Annotated in this window: 21 protein-coding genes; 17 read left to right on the top strand and 4 right to left on the bottom strand. The window is 30.8% G+C overall.

The window, feature by feature from the left end:
• The first annotated feature begins 76 nt into the window (after positions 1–76).
• The 17 genes from hisA (at position 77) to fba (ending at position 15,984) form a co-directional block, all read left to right on the top strand.
• The gene (hisA, locus tag HA149_RS04155) at positions 77–844 is read left to right on the top strand and encodes a 1-(5-phosphoribosyl)-5-[(5-phosphoribosylamino)methylideneamino]imidazole-4-carboxamide isomerase (RefSeq protein ID WP_209113295.1); all 768 of its coding nucleotides are present in this window, start codon (positions 77–79) and stop codon (positions 842–844) included.
• A gap of 79 nt (positions 845–923) precedes the next feature.
• Positions 924–2,540, top strand: coding sequence for a DUF3685 domain-containing protein (locus HA149_RS04150; protein WP_209113293.1), 1,617 nt, complete (start codon positions 924–926; stop codon positions 2,538–2,540).
• Positions 2,541–2,554: 14 nt separating this feature from the next.
• Entirely contained in the window at positions 2,555–3,106 is a 552-nt protein-coding gene (locus HA149_RS04145) for a thylakoid membrane photosystem I accumulation factor (protein ID WP_209113291.1), read from the top strand.
• A 5-nt stretch (positions 3,107–3,111) separates the two neighbouring features.
• Positions 3,112–4,278, top strand: coding sequence for a hypothetical protein (locus HA149_RS04140; protein WP_209113289.1), 1,167 nt, complete (start codon positions 3,112–3,114; stop codon positions 4,276–4,278).
• Positions 4,279–5,334, top strand: coding sequence for a hypothetical protein (locus HA149_RS04135; protein WP_209113287.1), 1,056 nt, complete (start codon positions 4,279–4,281; stop codon positions 5,332–5,334).
• On the top strand, positions 5,331–5,792 hold the full coding sequence (gene ruvX / locus HA149_RS04130) for a Holliday junction resolvase RuvX (protein WP_209113285.1): 462 nt from the start codon (positions 5,331–5,333) through the stop codon (positions 5,790–5,792). Before HA149_RS04135 ends, ruvX begins: the two co-directional genes overlap by 4 nt.
• Before the next feature lie 25 nt (positions 5,793–5,817).
• Positions 5,818–6,354: a DUF3727 domain-containing protein gene (locus HA149_RS04125; RefSeq protein ID WP_209113283.1), complete on the top strand. Its 537-nt coding sequence runs from the start codon at positions 5,818–5,820 to the stop codon at positions 6,352–6,354.
• A gap of 6 nt (positions 6,355–6,360) precedes the next feature.
• On the top strand, positions 6,361–6,855 hold the full coding sequence (locus HA149_RS04120) for a YqeG family HAD IIIA-type phosphatase (RefSeq protein ID WP_209113281.1): 495 nt from the start codon (positions 6,361–6,363) through the stop codon (positions 6,853–6,855).
• Positions 6,852–7,934, top strand: coding sequence for a glutamate 5-kinase (proB, locus tag HA149_RS04115; protein ID WP_209113279.1), 1,083 nt, complete (start codon positions 6,852–6,854; stop codon positions 7,932–7,934). The genes HA149_RS04120 and proB overlap by 4 nt, the downstream gene beginning before the upstream one ends.
• Before the next feature lie 20 nt (positions 7,935–7,954).
• Positions 7,955–8,989 (top strand): UDP-3-O-(3-hydroxymyristoyl)glucosamine N-acyltransferase, encoded by a 1,035-nt coding sequence (gene lpxD, locus HA149_RS04110; protein ID WP_209113276.1) that lies wholly within the window; start codon positions 7,955–7,957, stop codon positions 8,987–8,989.
• Positions 8,990–9,017: 28 nt separating this feature from the next.
• Positions 9,018–10,091 (top strand): 3-isopropylmalate dehydrogenase, encoded by a 1,074-nt coding sequence (gene leuB, locus HA149_RS04105; protein ID WP_209113274.1) that lies wholly within the window; start codon positions 9,018–9,020, stop codon positions 10,089–10,091.
• 89 nt (positions 10,092–10,180) lie between these two features.
• Entirely contained in the window at positions 10,181–11,077 is an 897-nt protein-coding gene (locus HA149_RS04100) for a phosphoribulokinase (RefSeq protein ID WP_209113272.1), read from the top strand.
• A 139-nt stretch (positions 11,078–11,216) separates the two neighbouring features.
• Positions 11,217–12,098, top strand: a complete 882-nt coding sequence (accD, locus tag HA149_RS04095) for an acetyl-CoA carboxylase, carboxyltransferase subunit beta (RefSeq protein WP_209113270.1) — start codon at positions 11,217–11,219, stop codon at positions 12,096–12,098.
• A gap of 1 nt (position 12,099) precedes the next feature.
• Positions 12,100–12,492, top strand: a complete 393-nt coding sequence (locus HA149_RS04090) for a hypothetical protein (RefSeq protein WP_209113268.1) — start codon at positions 12,100–12,102, stop codon at positions 12,490–12,492.
• Positions 12,493–12,494: 2 nt separating this feature from the next.
• A complete protein-coding gene (locus HA149_RS04085; protein WP_209113266.1) occupies positions 12,495–13,592 on the top strand; it encodes a Gfo/Idh/MocA family protein in 1,098 nt (365 codons plus the stop codon).
• A gap of 103 nt (positions 13,593–13,695) precedes the next feature.
• Positions 13,696–14,763, top strand: coding sequence for a class I fructose-bisphosphate aldolase (locus HA149_RS04080; protein ID WP_209113264.1), 1,068 nt, complete (start codon positions 13,696–13,698; stop codon positions 14,761–14,763).
• 147 nt (positions 14,764–14,910) lie between these two features.
• Positions 14,911–15,984, top strand: a complete 1,074-nt coding sequence (gene fba, locus HA149_RS04075) for a class II fructose-bisphosphate aldolase (protein ID WP_075487829.1) — start codon at positions 14,911–14,913, stop codon at positions 15,982–15,984.
• 52 nt (positions 15,985–16,036) lie between these two features.
• Here the strand turns inward: fba and purQ are convergent, their stop codons facing one another.
• The 4 genes from purQ to HA149_RS04055 form a co-directional block, all read right to left on the bottom strand.
• Entirely contained in the window at positions 16,037–16,702 is a 666-nt protein-coding gene (gene purQ / locus HA149_RS04070; protein ID WP_209113262.1) for a phosphoribosylformylglycinamidine synthase subunit PurQ, read from the bottom strand.
• Position 16,703: 1 nt separating this feature from the next.
• On the bottom strand, positions 16,704–16,958 hold the full coding sequence (purS, locus tag HA149_RS04065; protein WP_011376342.1) for a phosphoribosylformylglycinamidine synthase subunit PurS: 255 nt from the start codon (positions 16,956–16,958) through the stop codon (positions 16,704–16,706).
• A 97-nt stretch (positions 16,959–17,055) separates the two neighbouring features.
• Positions 17,056–17,220, bottom strand: a complete 165-nt coding sequence (locus tag HA149_RS04060) for a hypothetical protein (protein ID WP_209113260.1) — start codon at positions 17,218–17,220, stop codon at positions 17,056–17,058.
• A 60-nt stretch (positions 17,221–17,280) separates the two neighbouring features.
• A complete protein-coding gene (locus HA149_RS04055; RefSeq protein ID WP_209113258.1) occupies positions 17,281–18,330 on the bottom strand; it encodes a GTP-binding protein in 1,050 nt (349 codons plus the stop codon).
• Between the last annotated feature and the right edge of the window lie 2 nt (positions 18,331–18,332).

Genomic DNA, 18,332 nt, shown 5'->3' with positions numbered 1-18,332 from the left:
ACTGAAGTAGTAATCTTAAATAGAATTACATATTGAATAGTACTACTAATAAGTAATTAATGAAAAGGATGATTCTATGGACCTAATACCAGCAATTGATTTAATGAATGGTAAGTGTGTAAGGCTTTTTAAAGGTGACTTTAATAAAAGAAAAGACTTCACCAAAGAGCCTCATGAGCAAGCTAAATTTTGGGAAAGCGAAGGGGCCAAATATATACATATAGTTGATTTGGATGCTGCAAAAACTGGATCCCCAACAAACGATAAATCAATAAAAAAGATTGCGAAAACAGTTAACATACCTATTCAAATAGGCGGGGGGATAAGGTCTCAAGAAAGGATAGAACAACTATTTTCTTATGGTATTGAAAAAGTTATCATGGGAACCTCTGCAATAGAAAATAGAGAGCTAGTTAAAGAGTTATCAAATAAATTTCCTGGACGGATAATTGTTGGGATAGATGCAAAAGATGGAAAAGTTAGTACAAGGGGTTGGCTTGAGCAATCTAATATTTTTGCCACAGATCTAGTAAAGGAGTTTTCGTCATTTAAAATTGCTAGTTTTATTGTTACAGATATAAATACAGATGGGACGTTAGAAGGGACAAATGAAGAATTCATAAAAAGCATACTTGAAATTACAGATATTCCAGTAATAGCCTCAGGAGGTGTTGGTTCAATTTCTGATTTATTATCGTTAGTAAAATTTGAAAACTCTGGACTCTTAGGAGTAATTGTAGGTAAAGCTCTATATGAAAATAAATTCACGATAAACGAAGCGAATAATGTATTGTCATCAGAGAGATTAAATGACTTTGATTTAAACAGAAATTTCTACGCTTAAAAGAGTATAAAAATTGATTTAAGGCTGGTGCTTGCAGTAATTGTTAGTTAATTTTGTATAAGAGATAAGAAATCTAGTCTTGGAATTAATTTCAAAAAAATCGATATTGATTATTGCTCCAAGCTTAATAGCAGAATCTTTATCACTTAAGTTAACATCACTAGACCAAAATTTAGATATTAATTTTAATAATGGAATAGGTGATAAAACTCCGGATTTAGTTATATGGAATGTTCTTAATTTCCAATCAGAAGATCTTATAAGGTTAGAATTATTAAAATTAAGAGAAAGATATGATGAGTCAAAGTTTCTTATAATTCTCTCTGGCGAACTTGTTTATGAAGCAAATACCTCTCCATCATTAAATGCTGAAGGTTTTCTTTTGAATCCCAGTGCAGAGAAAGTTCTTGAATCTATTGATACCATTTTAAATGGAGGAAGGGTATTTGATATAGAAAATAATTCCCGAGTTCAATTAAACAAAAATAAGCCTCTCTCTTTTAGTCAAAAAATTCTAACTTCAGGTCTTAAACAAATAGATTCTGAAATTAATTATATATTCAAATATGTCAACTCTGATTCAACACCAGAATTTTATAAATTTATTTTAAAAGGAAGATTAAGAGAACTTATTACTGCAAAATCTTTTCTAATTTTCTTATGGGGTAATTCACTAGAACTTTATACAGAGGCAGTTTACACTGAAAATAAAATTAATCTTGAAAATAAGAACACTGTATTCATTAAAGATAAAAACACTACAGAAATATGGAATTTAATTTTAGATAGACTAAAAGAAAGGTATAGCTCAACAAACTTACAGGTTGAATTTAATAATTCATCAATAATTCTCTCTGGGATAAAGAAAGAATTCATTTCACGACTAATTTGCAAAATGTTAGATGAGTTAGATAATTTAGTAAAAAATATTAAGGAAAACTATAAGGAGAAAGATTTTCAAGATGATTTAAATTCTCTTATAAAAGAACTTAAAGTTAATACAATTTCAAATATCACAGACAGCTATTTTCGATTAAAAAAAGGAGGCGAATCTATATCAATAAATGATTTTATTTATAGTGAAGTAAGTTGCGAAGAGATAGATAGAGAATCACATGAATCAATAATGTTTATTGAGCCAATTATTAAAAATGAAGCTCTTGACTATGATGGAAAATTACTCCCTCTATATGAAACAGAATCATTTTTGATCCTTGAAAATATAATTTCAAATTGGACAATAAGAAACTGTAATTTATTAGCTTCTGAAATCTTTAATATTTGTTCGTATTGGCCTGAATTAAGGACTGTACTTATAAATCCCGAATTACAATCGACAAGAAATTTTGAAAGATTTAGAAATAATATTAATAACTACAATCGCTGGCATGACTATATTTATATGCCTATCTACTTGTATGAGAGTAAACGAGAATATATTGATATTATCGATAAAAAATTTACCCGATACTTTAAAAATGAAAATAGGGAGAAAGAATTAGAGAATCTAGAATGGCTACAAAAACAAGTTACATTGTTAGTTGAGATAAGAGATGCCGTAGCACCGCAGTTAGAAGTTGCTGTAAAATATATCGGTAATCTTTTCGTAACTTTCCTTACAAAGGTCGTTGGCAAAGCTATCGGTTTAGTTGGGAAAGGAATCCTTCAAGGATTAGGAAGATCAAGTTCAAAGTAAGTTTTTAAACTTTAATGAAAATAATTCAATGGATCCTAATAGCATTAATTTTCTTAAGTCCATATCAAGCAAATGCCTCTAGAGATTCTGATAGTTACGATGGCAACATCTTTCCTATATACTCAGGAAATGGGGCTATAGTTCCTCCTCAGGTAACTCTTCTGGAATCATTAAAAAATAAAAGAGTCGCGGTTTTATTTTTTTATCTTGACGATAGCTCAGATAGTAAAGCTATGGCTCCGATAATATCTGGTTTAGATTTGATATGGAGAAATAATATAGATATTATTGCTCTAACTACTGATGAATTACAGGATAAAGAAAAGTCTGATCTTAGAAATGAACCTAATTATTATTGGAACGGATTAATTCCACAAACCATTATTTTAAATAGTGATGGTGAAGTTAAATATGATAAAAATGGAATGATTAATATCGATGAATTAAACAAAGTTATAGGAGAACTTAAAGGAATTGATATAGAAGATACTACATTTTCTGTAGAAAGTTTTAATGAATACAACAGTATAATTTCTGAAAAAAAAGATAAAAAGAAAATTAATTAAAAAAAATGATATTAATAAATATCCTCTTAGTTCTTTTAATTTTTTTAATTCTTTCAGATTTATATATTAAAAACTCACCCAAATCAAAGTTAATTCTGGTACCTATAAATTACAAACTCAAAAAAAAGGATGGTTTAAACGAATTAATTATTGATTTAAAAATAACTAATAAAAGTAAAACCAAAGAGACGATGGTATCTAATATAAATTTTGAATTAGATTTTTTTAAAAGTAAAGGGAACGAATATTGCCAAAATTTAAATTATCAAGAAGATATTTATATATATGAAAATAATAAAATTAAGAATTTAAATAATTACTGGCCAACAACAATTATCAAGTCAAATTCAGAATTATTTGTAAGAATCATATATAAATTTAGCAATAATAATTTTAGAAAAAAAATAAAATATCTATGGCTAAAAGTATATTGGGAGAACTATGGACATTTTGGTATTTCAAATAATAAGGATTGTTTGTTAATTAATTTAGATGGTCAAAAACAAAGGCCAAAAGAAGTTTTTGAAATTCCAATAAATAATAAATATAAAGCTTTTGCTATTAAAACTGATTTACTTGGTTGCTTTGATAACCCAGTAAATACTGTTATTGAATACTGCAAAGGAATTGTAGAAAAAAATGATATTTTAACAATCGGCGAGAGTCCGCTAGCGATTATGCAAAATAGATATATTTCCCCTCAGAATTTAGAATATAGTTTATTTTCGAAAGCTTTATGTTATTTTTTTCACCCTACAAGCAGTCTCGCAACAGCTTGCGGCATGCAATTATTAATAAATAGAATCGGAGTCACAAGAATAACCTTTGCACTATTTGTTGGATTTCTCTTCAAATTAGTTGGTACTAAGGGTATGTTTTATAGGTTAACTGGTTCAGAATCATCCCTCATTGATGATATAAGCGGTACAGTTGTACCTTACGACAAGAGTATAGTTATGGGCCCTCTCAATGTGGATTTATTTTGTAAAGAGGTCTCTAGCTATCTAAATATAGATGTTGCTGTTGTCGATGTTAATGATCTTGGAGGTGTGAAAGTCTTAGCTAGTTCAAATAAAAAAGTAAATAAAATACTCAAAAGAAACTTAATATCTAATCCAGCTGGCAATGGAGATGAAAAAACCCCTATAGTATTAATAAGAGAAAAAAAGTAAATGAAAAAAGATACCTCTTATTCTTTTCAATCGAAAAAAGGAATGGAAGTAACTTTTGAAGAACTCCATATAAGACACATTAATCTTTTAATAGATATTAAAAATAAGGAATTGAATAATTGGTTTTTAAAGATGGCAATTATAAATACCTTTGATGACTTAAAAATTTTTTTAAATAATCTTAAGAAAAATAAAAATAAATGCATAATTGCTATATACGGAAACGAAATTATTGGTTATTTGAATATTTTTCCTTTAAACAAAAAAGAGACTTGCTTAAAAATATCTAAGCCCAAGTTGATTAACAACAAGTGTTCTTTAACAGATAAACAATTAACTTTAGGATTGATAAAAAAATCTATCTCAATAAAAGACATCAAAACTTCAAGTTGGATAATTAACGCTGATATAAACAATGTTGATCTTATATCAACCTCAAGAGAATTAGGCTTTCAACCATTAGGAGAGATAATACTTTGGGATGGTTCTGATCTAAATAAATCTATAAGGCAAAATACCCAAAGCTATACTTTAATGAATGAACTCCAAAAAATTAAGCAACAAAATATATTGAAAATAGTCAATTTCATAAGATCAAATCAATCACCCCTAATAAGAAATATTTTAGATTTTTATCAAGACGATATCCTTAAAAGAAATAACTCTAAAAGTGGTGCGATAATATATGAAAATTCTGTTTTATGTACAATTTTAAAAGATATAAATTATCAAAACGAAGAAATTTATACTTTAACAATAAATAGATATTGGGATAATAGATTCAATTCTGTTCTAAAAGAATTTATAAAAGGATTTTTTAAAAAATCTCCTGCTTCCTATTTAAAAACCTATAAAGAAAATTCTCAATTAAATCTTTTTCTCGAAGAATGTGATCTGAAAGAAAAAAATCAAGAACTTATTCTTATCAGGAACACAATTGTTAAGAATGAAGCCAAAAAAGTAAATAAAATAAATCAATCTTTAGAATCAATCTTTGAAAAATTAAGCCCACAAGGTACTCCATATCCATCTCCTATTCAATTAAAAACAAAGTGAAATTTTGCAAACCCAAACCTAGGTCAATTTTGAGTTTGGATGTAGGTACCAAAAGAATAGGATTGGCTTATTGTGATCCTCTATGCATAACATCAAATATACTTCCAGCAGTAAAAAGGTTTGAAAGTAATCAAGAGCTTAAAATTATTAGAAATCACATAGATGAATTTAATTTGACTGGTTTTATTGTTGGTCTCCCTCTTGATGAGCAAGGTCAAATGACCCCTCAAGCTATTGACTGTAAAAATTACGGTCTATTACTTTCAAATAAATTAAAGCTTCCATTCTCATACGTCAACGAACATAGTTCAACTTGGGAATCATCAAATAGATTTGGAATTAAAAAAGATAAATCTGGATTGATTGATAGTTTTTCAGCAAAAATAATACTTGAACAATGGATAGAAGAAGGTCCTGAATTAGAAGAATTAGCTGGTAAAAGACAGATAAAATATTAGTATTAAAAAGGATAGATAATTTTAAATGAAAGAAACAAACTCAAATGATAATTATGATGCACAGACACTAATACTAAATGACTCAAATGGAAACGAGCTATTTTGTTATCTTGAACAAATAGTAATTGTTGAGGGAAAAGAATATGCTTTATTAACACCAGTTGATACTCCAGTAAGTCTTTTCAAAATAAATGAAAAAGATGAACCTGAACTAATTGAGAAAATAGATAAAAATGAACAAATACTAAAAAATGCTGAAGCGGTTCTTCAAGAACATGATTTAAGACTGATCAGATCAGCAGTTACATTAACGGTTTCAGGAGAACTTGAAGAACCAATTTACGATGAATTAGAAGAAGATTACATCGATGATGATAGTGAGAGTTTTGAATTGCTTGTTAACTTTAATCTTTTTGACCAGGAATATGGTTTATATATTCCACTTGATCCTTTTTTTATTGTCGGAAAATTAAAAGATAAAGGTGCCTTATTAGTTGAAGATGATGAGTTCGATAAAATTCAACCTTTAATTGAAACTGAGCTAGAAAAAAGTAATTCTTAAAAATAAATGAGATCTATCCTAAAAGTTAGTTGGGATTCAAATTTACCAATATATAAGATTTCTCAATCTGAGTTACAAAAACAAGGAATTCATTCTTTATTACTAGATGTGGATGGAACTTTAGTAAATAGAAAGTCAAATATAATCCCAAAAGCTGTAAAAAATTGGATCATTGAATCTAAAAAACTTTTCTCCTTATACCTAATAAGTAATAATCCATCAAAAAAAAGAATCGCGAAAATAGCGAAAGAATTAAATTTAAGATACAAATACAATGCATCAAAACCTTCAAAAAAAGTAACTTTGTCCGCTATCAAAGAAATAGGCAGTGAGCCAAAAAATATAGCCATAATTGGCGACAGGATTTTTACAGATATTATTGTTGGAAATAGATGTAATATAAAAACAATTTTAGTTAAGAGATTAAAGAGAGATGGCTTGCCTATAAAATTTAATTTAACTTTAATAATAGAAAAATTAATTTCTCATTTTATAAAATGAAAATTTGGGTTATAAAAATTGGTACTAGTATTTTAAGAGGGACAGAAGAAAAATCTACTGAAGAAGTTGTTGAAACCCTTTGTAGAGCTTTTACAAATTTTCTTTCAAAAGGAAATAAATTGATTTTAGTAACTAGTGGAGCCGTAGGATTAGGTTGCCAAAAATTAAATATTAAAACAAGACCAAATGATTTAAGTATCCTTCAAGCCACTGCTGCAGTAGGTCAAGTTAATTTAATGACTTTATACGATAAAGTATTTAGTAAATTAGGCCACAATATTGCTCAAATTTTAATCACTAAAGCTGATTTCAATTCACGAGAATCCTTCAATAATGCTTCTAAAACTTTAAAAAAATTAATCGATTTGAATGTGATTCCAATAGTAAATGAGAATGATACAGTATCAAATGAAGAGCTCAAATATGGAGATAATGATACCCTCTCTGCCTTAGTTGCGTTAGCTATAAATGCTAACAAGCTTATTTTATTAACTGATATTGATAATCTATACTCAAAAGATCCACGTAATAATAAAGATGCACATCCTATTAAAGAGGTTCATAATAGTGAGTTAAAGGAAATTAAAGATAAAAATATTCAAAATCCAAATAACGAATGGGGAAAAGGAGGAATTTCTACAAAACTAATTTCTGCAGAAATAGCAACAAAAGGAGGAGTTGAAGTCCAACTAGTTGATGGAACTAATAAAAAAAACTTAATTGAAATTTTTAATGATAATAAAATTGGAACCTTATTTTATCCTGTAGAAAAACCTATAGGAAACAAGAAAAGTTGGCTTTCACATGCGATTCAGACCGTAGGAAAAATTACTTTGGACGATGGAGCTTCTTTTGCAATTAAAAAAAAAGGTGCTTCACTTTTAGCAGTTGGTGTTAAAAATGTAGAGGGTAACTTTACGGTTAATCAGGCAGTTAAAATCGTAAATGCAAATGATAAAGAAGTTGCAAAAGGTTTAGTATCAATAAGTAGCGACAAATTGAGAAGTATCTTAAATAATAATGAAAATAACAACTCCTCGATAATTGTCGTACACAGAGATGTTCTTGCTCTCTCTTAGAAAAAATTTAAAACTGACAAATGCTTTTAAGTGATTTAGTAGATCTAATAAAAAAAGGAAATTCAAATTTTATTAGTGCCAATATTGTAGAAGATTTAAATATAGATGATGCTGCCTCATTAGATGCTGCAGATAACCATCAAATATCTTTTTTAGAAGAAAATAATATCCTTAAAGAACAATTAGATCAAACTAAAGCATCAGCAATAATAACCACTAATAACAATGAAATCGTTAGTATCCTAAAGAAACTCAATATATCAAACATAATTGTTAAAAATCCTAGAATTGCATTTGCAGAGGTATTGAATTGTTTATACAAAAAGATCAATTTCATACCAGGGATTCACGCTTCAGCCGTCATAGATAAAACAGCAATTATTGGAGCAGATTGCTATATTGGACCTAATGTCTATATCGGAGAAAATACTGTAATTGGTGATAAAAATCATATTCTTCCTGGATCATCAATTTTAGGAAATGTAAGAATTGGAGATAATAATATAATTCATCCAAATTGTGTTATTTACGAAAATACCACTCTAAAAAATAATTGTGTAATTAATTCGAATTCTGTTATTGGTTCCGAGGGATTTGGTTTCATTCCTAAAGATGGCAAATGGGTAAAGATGCCTCAAAAAGGTGGCGTAAAAATAATGAGTTTTGTAGAAATTGGAACCAATTGCTGTATTGATAGACCCGCAGTAGGGTTTACTTTTATTGATGAGGGAACAAAGTTGGATAATTTAGTACAAATAGGTCATGGGGTTAAGATTGGTAAGAATTGTGCATTTGCAGCTCAAGTTGGTATCGCTGGGGGAGCAAATATTGGAGATGGTGTTATTTTGGCAGGGCAAGTAGGAGTTAATAATAGAGTAAAAGTTGGTAATAATGTCATAGCGAGTTCAAAATGCGGGATCCATTGTGACATAGAAGATGGCAAGGTAATTAGTGGTTTCCCTGCGATGGATAATAAATCATGGCTAAGGAGTTCAAGTATTTTTAAAAAATTACCTGAAATAGCAAAAAAACTTAGACAATTAGACAAGCAATAATTTATTGTTCTATTAAACAAAAATTTAAATGAAGAAATATAAGATTGTTTTATTGTCAGGTGACGGAATTGGACCAGAGATTTCAGAAGTTTCAAAAAAAGTTTTAAAAAAGCTTTCAAAAAATCATAACTTCGATATTGAGATTATTGAAAAATTATTTGGAGGGATAGCTTATGAAAAATATGGGACTCCTGCTCCAGATGAGACACTAGATCAATGCAAAAAAAGTGATGCTGTACTTTTAGCATGTGTTGGAGATATTAAATATGACTCTCTTGCAAGAGAATTAAGACCAGAAAGTGGGTTACTTAAGTTAAGATCTGCCCTAAACCTTTTCGCAAATATCAGGCCTGTCAAAATAAGAAAATCTCTATTAGATGCAAGTACATTAAAAAAGGATATCGTAGAGCATGTAGATCTTATTGTTGTAAGAGAATTAATAGGGGGAATTTATTTTGGAAAACCAAGAGGACATATCACAAATACAAAAATCCCAAAAGCTTTCAATACAATGGTTTATGATTCGGCAGAAATAGAGAGAATAACTGAAATAGCAATAAAAATTGCTAACCAAAGAACTAAAAAAATATGTTCTGTTGATAAATCAAACGTTCTTGAGGTTAGTCAATTGTGGAGAGATACAGTTTTAAATATCATCTCAAAAGATAAAAATATATCTCTAAGCAATATGTACGTTGATAATGCGGCAATGCAATTAGTTAGAGATCCTGGTCAATTTGATGTAATTTTAACTAGTAATTTATTTGGAGACATTCTAAGCGATTTAGCCGCAATGTTAACTGGTTCCATTGGTATGCTTCCATCTGCTTCTCTAAACAATAATGGCCCAGGAGTTTTTGAACCTGTTCATGGTTCCGCTCCCGATATAGCAGGTAAAAACATAGCGAATCCTATAGCAATGCTTTTATCTGCTTCCATGATGTTAAAAATTGGATTAAATGAAGAAGAAGCTGCAAAAAATTTAGAAACTGCCGTTGATAAAGTTTTATCAAAAGGATTTAGAACAGCAGATTTAGCTGATGGGTCTCCTGAAGTTTTATCTTGCAGTGAAATCGGAGATAAAATAATGGATGAAATTTAAAAAAAAATTAATAAATAAAAAAATATTTTTAAGTAAAACATAAAGTTGGCATATGACCTGTCAGAATCATTAGATATTGTTTTTAAAAAATGTCAAAACGTCATCCAGTAGTTGCTGTAACAGGATCTTCAGGAGCAGGAACAAGTACAGTAAAAAGAGCCTTTGAGCATATTTTTGCCAGAGAAGATATTGTTCCTGCAGTTGTAGAAGGTGATAGTTACCACAGATTTGAAAGAATGCATATGAAAAAAGCTATGGCAGACGCTCTTTCAAAAGGTGAAAATTTCTCTCATTTTGGTCCAGAGGCTAATCTTTTTGACAAGCTAGAAGAACTTTTTAAAATCTATGGTGAAACTGGAGGAGGAAAGAAAAGATATTATCTACATAGTCTTGAAGAAGCAGAAGAGCACAATACAAGGCTAGGGACATCCTTGGAACCTGGACAATTTACTCCATGGGAAGATATTCCTGAGGGAACAGACGTACTTTTTTATGAAGGTTTGCATGGCGGGGTAGAAGGTGATGGATACAATGTGGCATCTTATGCTGATTTACTTGTTGGTGTTGTTCCAATTACAAATTTAGAGTGGATTCAAAAAATCCATAGAGATAACGCAGAAAGAGGTTACTCAGCGGAAACCATTGTGGATACTATATTGAGAAGAATGCCTGATTATATAAATCACATCTGCCCACAATTCAGCAAAACTGATATTAATTTCCAAAGAATTCCCACAATTGACACTTCTAATCCTTTCATATGCAGGAATATCCCAACTCCTGATGAGAGCTTTGTTATCATACATTTTAGAAAAGGGGCAAGAGAGAAATGGGGGATTGATTTTCAATACTTGCTTGGAATGATTAACGATTCATTTATGTCAAGTCCAACAAGTATCGTTGTAAATGGAGGAAAAATGGGTTTCGCAATGGAACTAATTCTCACTCCAATAATTCATAAAATGATTGAGGAGAAAAATAAATAATAATTAATTTCGATTATCAACTCAAATCATTACATTTTTTACTTTGAGTAGTTTTTAATCTAAAGGATCTCAAATTTTTATATATCTTTCTTGATAAAAGTACCTTATTTAGATTTAAATAGAAAAAACAGTAAACGTTGTGTCATTAATCGACTGGTTTGCCGCAAGGCGTAAAGATCAATTTGTTGGGAAAGTTTCGCAAGATACTGATGAGGGAGATGGTTTGTGGGTTAAATGTTCAGAATGTTCGCAAGTAGCCTATAGAAAAGACCTAATTACAAATTTCAATGTTTGTAGTAATTGCGGGCACCACAATAGGATAAATAGCGATGAAAGGATAAATATAATTGCTGACAAAAATTCATTCGAAGAGTTTGATAGTTCACTAAGTCCTACAGATCCTTTAGGTTTTAAAGATAGAAGATCATATGCTGATCGAATTAAAGAAAGTCAAGCAGGCACAGGTTTAAGAGATGGAGTCGTAACAGGTATCTGTTCTGTAAATTCAATGCCTTTAGCATTAGCTGTTATGGATTTTAGATTTATGGGAGGATCCATGGGTTCAGTAGTTGGTGAAAAAATTACAAGGATAATTGAAAGAGCAACTTTAGAAAATTTTCCAATTCTTATTGTTTGCGCATCAGGTGGAGCAAGGATGCAAGAAGGCATGTTAAGTCTCATGCAAATGGCAAAAATATCTGGAGCACTAAAAAAACATAAAGAAAAAAATCTTCTTTATATGCCCTTATTAACTCATCCAACCACTGGGGGGGTAACAGCAAGCTTTGCAATGTTAGGTGATTTAATTTTGGCGGAACCTAAAGCTCTTATTGGATTTGCTGGAAGAAGAGTTATAGAACAAACATTAAGAGAAAAATTACCCGATAATTTTCAAACAGCTGAATATCTGCTTGAGCATGGTTTTGTTGATGTAATAGTTAGAAGGAAAGATCTCAAAGATACTCTGACTAAAATTTTAAAAATTCATGGTGTAAAAAAACTTGCAAAAGCAAATATATAATATGAGAATTATTTCAAATTTCTTTTATTTTTCTTTAAGCCTTTTATTTTTTATTTTAAATTTTGCTCCATATTCTTATGGAATAGGAAATGTTGACTGGGTCCTACTAAAAGAAAATAATGAAGGGAAAGAATGGCTTGACAAAGGGAGTATTAAGCAGCTTCCAAATAATGAAATAAGTGTTTTGACAAAGTTCTTTAAAAATCCAACTAATTCTGATGATGATGGAGAGTTATCACTTTATGTAATGAGAATTAATTGCGATGAAAAAAAGTTCAAAGATACTTCAATAAATGGAATCCCTAAATTTAATTCAAAATGGCGAACTTCTAATAATGATGAACTAATAGATGTTGTTATTGAAAATAGTTGTTCAGAGTTTATTAATAGATAAGAATGAATACTAAAAATAAAAAATTAAAAATAGCAATAGCTGGATTAGGGTTTGGTAAAAAAGTCCATTTAGAGGCATTAAAAGAGTCTGATTATTTAACTCCTGTAGCTATTTATCATTATGAGACTAAGCAAAAATCGATACTAGAAAAAGAAACTGGATTAGAGTTCTTTCATAATTGGGAAGAATTAGTTAAATCTCCAAAAATTGATGGGATTATAATTGCTACCCCTCCTGAATCAAGATTTAAATTAGCAAAACAAGCTCTTGAGAATAATAAAAATTTGCTTCTAGAAAAACCCGTTGCAATATCCTCCTCAGAAATTGAAGAGCTTCAGAGAATATCATTGATGAATAATTTAAGCGTATGTGTTGATTTTGAATATAGAGCAGTACCTCTTTTCCTTCAGACAAAAAAACTTATTGATGAAAATATCTTAGGAGATATATATTTAGTCAAATTAGATTGGTTAATGGGCAGTAGATCCGACCCCAAAAGATCCTGGAATTGGTATTCATTAGAAGAAAAAGGTGGAGGAGTTATTGGCGCCTTAGGTACTCATGCATTCGATATGTTGAATTGGTTTTTTGGAGAAGCAATAAACGTGTCTGGCAAGTTAGCAACATCAATAAAAAAAAGACCTTTAACTAATTCATCTGATTTAAATGATGTTACGAGTGAAGATGTATGTTTAGCCAATATAGAAATATCAAACTACAGCTCGAATCTTATTCCATGTCAGGTATCTTTATCATCGATTTCTAAAAATGGTAGAGGATTTAGTTTTGAAATATATGGGAGCGAAGGTTCACTTATTCTTAAAAGCGAAAACCAAAAAGATTATGTACATGGTTTTAATTTGAAATATTCAAATAACGAAAATAAAATGCAAAATTTAACTGCAGATTCAAGTTTTAATTTTGAAAAAACATGGACTGATGGGAGAATAGCTCCAGTTTTGAGAATTCAAAATTTATGGGCTAAGAGTATAATTAATAGAACACCTGTAATCCCAGGCTTATTTGAGGGACTTGCTAGTCATAAAGTTTGCGAAGCCATAAGAGAATCTTCGAAAAGTGGATTAAGTATCAAAATTTAAGGCTATACATTTATAAGTAGCAATTATCACCCGATAAAGTATTGGATTGATTTTATTTTTTTTTCATATTCTGGAAAAATCAATTGAACTGAATTATTAAAGAATGGCTTTAAATTATTACAAAAATGAGCTTAAAGAAAATGCTCAATTACTAGCTTCTAAAGGGAAAGGGATATTAGCGGTAGATGAATCCACTAAAACAGTAGGTAAAAGACTCGCTGGAATTGGCGTTGAGAATACTGAAGACAATAGGAAGGCATATAGAGGAATGCTTTTTACTACAGAAGATCTTGGTAAATATATAAGTGGAGCAATCCTCTTCGAAGAAACTCTTTATCAGAATCACCAAGATGGTGAGTCAATGGTTAAGAAACTAAATGATTTAGGTATTATTCCAGGTATAAAGGTTGATAAAGGCCTAAATCCACTTCCAGGAGGAGGAGATGTAGAAACTTTTTGCTCTGGCCTAGATGGGTTAGTTGAAAGAGCAGCTAAATATTATGAACAAGGTGCCAGATTTGCAAAGTGGAGAGCAGTTCTGCAAATTACAAATGATGGTTGTCCCTCAAAACTATCAATTCAAGAGAATGCTTGGGGATTAGCAAGGTATGCAAGATCAGTTCAAGAATCCGGGCTGGTACCAATTATTGAACCTGAAATTTTAATGGACGGAGATCATACTATTGAAAAAACTGCTGAAGTCCAAGAAGAGGTAATAAAGCAGGTTTATATTGCGTGTCAAGCAAATGGAGTTTTTCTAGAAGGAACCCTATTAAAACCTTCTATGACTGTCAATGGAGCAGATTGTCCAACAAAGGCTGATCCTATGAAAGTTGCTGAAATGACAATCAGAACTATGGAAAGATGTGTTCCTGCATCAGTGCCTGGAATAGTATTCTTATCAGGAGGGTTAAGCGAAGAAGCTGCTTCTGTTTATTTAAATAATATGAACACTCTTTACAGGAAAGCTTTATGGAATGTTTCATTCTCCTATGGAAGAGCATTACAGCACTCATGCTTAAAGGCTTGGAAAGGAAGCGACGTTGAAGGAGGTCAAAAAGCATTAATAGCAAGAGCTCAAGCAAACTCTGAAGCTTCAAAAGGTGCCTATGTAGCAGGATCTCAACCTTCATCTGATGAGCAATTGTTTGTAGCAGGCTACACTTACTAACTAAAAAATTCTAAAAATATACTCTGGGTCATAAAATTAGTTTCTTTAATTTAGTATTTTGTATATCTAATGACGTGACATTTGATACCTCTTTATACTAAACTCGCGGAAACATGTGCTTTACATAGCATTTAACTTATTTTAATTATGGCCCTCGTTCCACTAAGACTACTTTTAGATCACGCTGCTGAGAATGGTTACGGTATTCCAGCTTTCAATGTTAATAATCTTGAGCAAGTTCAAGCAATCATGGAAGCAGCATACGAAACTGATAGTCCTGTAATCCTCCAAGCTTCAAGAGGGGCAAGAAATTATGCAGGAGAAATTTTCCTACGTCATCTAATCCTTGCTGCTACAGAAACATATCCCAATATTCCAGTGGTAATGCATCAAGACCATGGTAATGAGCCATCAACATGCTATTCAGCAGCAATAAATGGTTTCACATCAGTAATGATGGATGGTTCTCTAGAGGCAGATGCAAAAACACCCGCTAGTTACGAATATAATGTTGCAGTTACAAAAAAAGTAGTGGATTTTGCTCATTCAGTTGGAGTTAGTGTTGAAGGAGAATTAGGTTGCTTAGGTTCATTAGAAACAGGAAAAGGTGAGGCAGAAGATGGTCATGGGTTTGAAGGTGAACTTTCTACAGATATGCTTTTGACTGATCCTGACGAAGCTGCAGATTTTGTTGCTAAAACAAAAGTTGATGCATTAGCTATTGCTATAGGTACAAGTCATGGTGCTTATAAATTCACAAGAAAACCTACAGGAGAAGTTCTTGCAATAAGTAGAATTGCTGAAATTCATAAAGCACTTCCAAATACCCATCTTGTAATGCATGGATCTAGTTCAGTCCCTCAGGAATGGTTAGATATCATTAACAAATATGGTGGTGAAATTCCTCAAACATATGGGGTTCCTGTTGAAGAAATTCAAGAGGGAATAAGAAATGGAGTTAGAAAAGTCAACATTGATACTGATAACAGACTTGCTTTTACTGCCGCGGTTAGAGAAGCAGCATTTGCTGACAAGGCAAACTTCGACCCAAGACATTTCAACAAACCTGCTAGAAAATACATGAAGCAAGTTTGTCTTGACAGATACAAGCAATTCTGGTGTGAAGGTCAAGCAAGTAAGATCAAACAAAACAGTACCAATTATTTTGCTGATCTTTACGCTAAAGGTGACTTAGATCCAAAAGTAAAAGCTACTGTTTAATTCATAACTGAATCAAACAAAAAAGACCTCCAAAATTGGGGGTCTTTTTTTTTTATTTCAATAATAATGATTTTAATGTAAAGAGACCATCAGTCCCACCAATTGTCTCGTCACATGCTCGCTCTGGATGTGGCATTAAACCTAAAACATTTCCCTGTTCATTAGTTATACCTGCTATGTCGAATGAAGATCCATTAGGATTAATCTTATATCTCAAAGCGATCAATTCATTATCTAAAAGTTTTTTTAAAGTATCAGAATCACAATAATATCTTCCTTCCCCATGCGCTATTGGCAACTTAATAGTTTGTTTTTCATCCCCATTATTAAACCAACCTCCTTTTGAAGAAACAATATCAAGTTCAACGTCATCACATATAAAATTTAGATTTTTATTTGCAACAAGAGCACCAGGCAAAAAACCTGATTCTGTCAAAATTTGAAACCCATTACAAATACCTAAAACTCTTTTTCCGCTTTTAACAAACTCATCCAAGGCATTTATTAATGGAGAGAATCTCGCAATTGCTCCGCATCTTAAATAATCACCATAGCTAAATCCTCCAGGTAAAACTATTGCATCTATATCTCTTAAATCTGAAGACTCATGCCACAAGTATTTTGTTCTTATGTCTAAACAACCTTCCAGTGCCCATGAAACATCACGATCACAATTAGAACCAGGGAAGACAACAACTCCTACAGTAAAATTATCCATCTTATAACTTTTCTAGTGAATACTCATAATCTTCAATAACAGTATTAGCGAATAACCTATCACACAACAAATCAATTTTTTCTCTTACTTCGTTTTCACCATTACCTTCTATTTTTACTTCAATCATTTTTCCTATACGTAATGATTTTATTCCCTCGGCTCCAAGTTTTATAGAAGCAGATTTAGTAGCTTCCCCTGCTGGATCTAAAACTGAAGGTCTTAGTCTTACAAAAACTTTTACAGCAAATTGGTCCAATTAAAAATTAATTTCTACTAGAAGATTAGTTTAAATTTTAATAAAAAGTACTATTGATTAATAAACAAATATTTTTACCTGAAGGTTTTCTGAATTACTAAATGTTTATGTAACCTTTACCAAAACAAACTAAGCAAGTTCTTCTTGAATTTTCTGGTGTTTTAAAATTTCCTGACCCTCCACATTTTGTACATGTGATTTTATCAATTGATGTTACATCGTCAGAGATTATTTGTTTTAAAGCAATTTTTGGATTTTCCATTTAGTGCTGTCTGATGTAGTAAGTATCCCGACAAGCAACTATAAAGTCAAATTAGTATTTTTAGGTCACTAAAATCTTAAATTTCTCTTTAATTTTTCTATTAAAAGTTTTTATAGATTTTTCATCAAAGGAAATTATTACTAATTCAAGCCCAGCATTATCATTTGGTCTCCAACAGTTGTCTGGAGCCTCTTCAAACCAAGTATTAATTTTTTTTCCAACAATTTGTATTTGTAAAGGCAATGATTTGTTTGGTATCCAAATACGTCCTTTTATGCGAAGAATGTTTAATTCATCCAAGATTTTTGACATCTCTTTTTCAAAGTCATTTTTTTCAAGGAAATAATTTAATTTAATTGAATCTGATACAAGCTCAACATGATTATGATCATGTTCTTCAGTTAAAAATTCTTTATAAGTCTCTTTTTTAAATTGAAAATCAAATAGGTAATTTAAATCAATTTTGCCATTTTTGGATTTGAGGACTGGCACAGATGAGTTTAGACCTCCCTTGATTTTGTTTTTTACAAATTCAAATTGATCATCATTTAAGATGTCTGATCTAGAAACTAAAACGATATCAGAGACTTCAAGTTGCTCCTCAAAAAGTTCTTCAATAGAAGCGTTGTGATCAATTTTATCTATATTATTATGTTGTTTTTTTATTTTATCTAGATCATTAATTGGAGAACCAATAAGCATTGATTCTCCATTAACGATACCAACAACAACATCTAGGTAGATAGAAGACCTGATTTCAGGCCAGTTAAGTGCTTGAATTAAGGGAATTGGTAGTGCCAAGCCACTTGTTTCGATAATTATTGATTCGATAAGAGGATTAAATTCGAGGAGAGCTTTTATTGATGGAACAAAATCATCTTGAACAGTACAACATAAACATCCATTATTTAATTCGATTACGCAGTCGTCTTCAGTATCATCACATCTATCGCAACTTTTAATCAAATCACCGTCAATTCCAACATCACCAAATTCATTGATTATTAAACCAAATTTTTTATTACTCTCCTTTAATAAATATCTAAGAAAAGTTGTTTTACCTGAGCCAAGAAAACCTGAAACTACTATTACGGGTATTTTTTTTTTCATCC

Origin of the sequence: Prochlorococcus marinus XMU1406 (assembly GCF_017696055.1) — a bacterium.
Lineage (GTDB): Bacteria > Cyanobacteriota > Cyanobacteriia > PCC-6307 > Cyanobiaceae > Prochlorococcus_A > Prochlorococcus_A marinus_W.
The sequence above is the reverse complement of the archived record's forward strand: the minus strand, read 5'-3'. Positions and strand labels throughout refer to the sequence as shown.

Coding starts and splice junctions, on each gene's coding strand:
- proB (WP_209113279.1), top strand. CDS start 6,852: ATGAAAATTTGGGTTATAAAAATTGGTACTAGTATTTTAAGAGGGACA.
- HA149_RS04085 (WP_209113266.1), top strand. CDS start 12,495: ATGAATACTAAAAATAAAAAATTAAAAATAGCAATAGCTGGATTAGGG.
- HA149_RS04060 (WP_209113260.1), bottom strand. CDS start 17,220: ATGGAAAATCCAAAAATTGCTTTAAAACAAATAATCTCTGACGATGTA.
- lpxD (WP_209113276.1), top strand. CDS start 7,955: ATGCTTTTAAGTGATTTAGTAGATCTAATAAAAAAAGGAAATTCAAAT.
- HA149_RS04055 (WP_209113258.1), bottom strand. CDS start 18,330: ATGAAAAAAAAAATACCCGTAATAGTAGTTTCAGGTTTTCTTGGCTCA.
- hisA (WP_209113295.1), top strand. CDS start 77: ATGGACCTAATACCAGCAATTGATTTAATGAATGGTAAGTGTGTAAGG.
- HA149_RS04100 (WP_209113272.1), top strand. CDS start 10,181: ATGTCAAAACGTCATCCAGTAGTTGCTGTAACAGGATCTTCAGGAGCA.
- HA149_RS04080 (WP_209113264.1), top strand. CDS start 13,696: ATGGCTTTAAATTATTACAAAAATGAGCTTAAAGAAAATGCTCAATTA.
- purQ (WP_209113262.1), bottom strand. CDS start 16,702: ATGGATAATTTTACTGTAGGAGTTGTTGTCTTCCCTGGTTCTAATTGT.
- HA149_RS04135 (WP_209113287.1), top strand. CDS start 4,279: ATGAAAAAAGATACCTCTTATTCTTTTCAATCGAAAAAAGGAATGGAA.
- HA149_RS04140 (WP_209113289.1), top strand. CDS start 3,112: ATGATATTAATAAATATCCTCTTAGTTCTTTTAATTTTTTTAATTCTT.
- HA149_RS04090 (WP_209113268.1), top strand. CDS start 12,100: ATGAGAATTATTTCAAATTTCTTTTATTTTTCTTTAAGCCTTTTATTT.
- HA149_RS04120 (WP_209113281.1), top strand. CDS start 6,361: ATGAGATCTATCCTAAAAGTTAGTTGGGATTCAAATTTACCAATATAT.
- leuB (WP_209113274.1), top strand. CDS start 9,018: ATGAAGAAATATAAGATTGTTTTATTGTCAGGTGACGGAATTGGACCA.
- HA149_RS04145 (WP_209113291.1), top strand. CDS start 2,555: ATGAAAATAATTCAATGGATCCTAATAGCATTAATTTTCTTAAGTCCA.
- HA149_RS04125 (WP_209113283.1), top strand. CDS start 5,818: ATGAAAGAAACAAACTCAAATGATAATTATGATGCACAGACACTAATA.
- fba (WP_075487829.1), top strand. CDS start 14,911: ATGGCCCTCGTTCCACTAAGACTACTTTTAGATCACGCTGCTGAGAAT.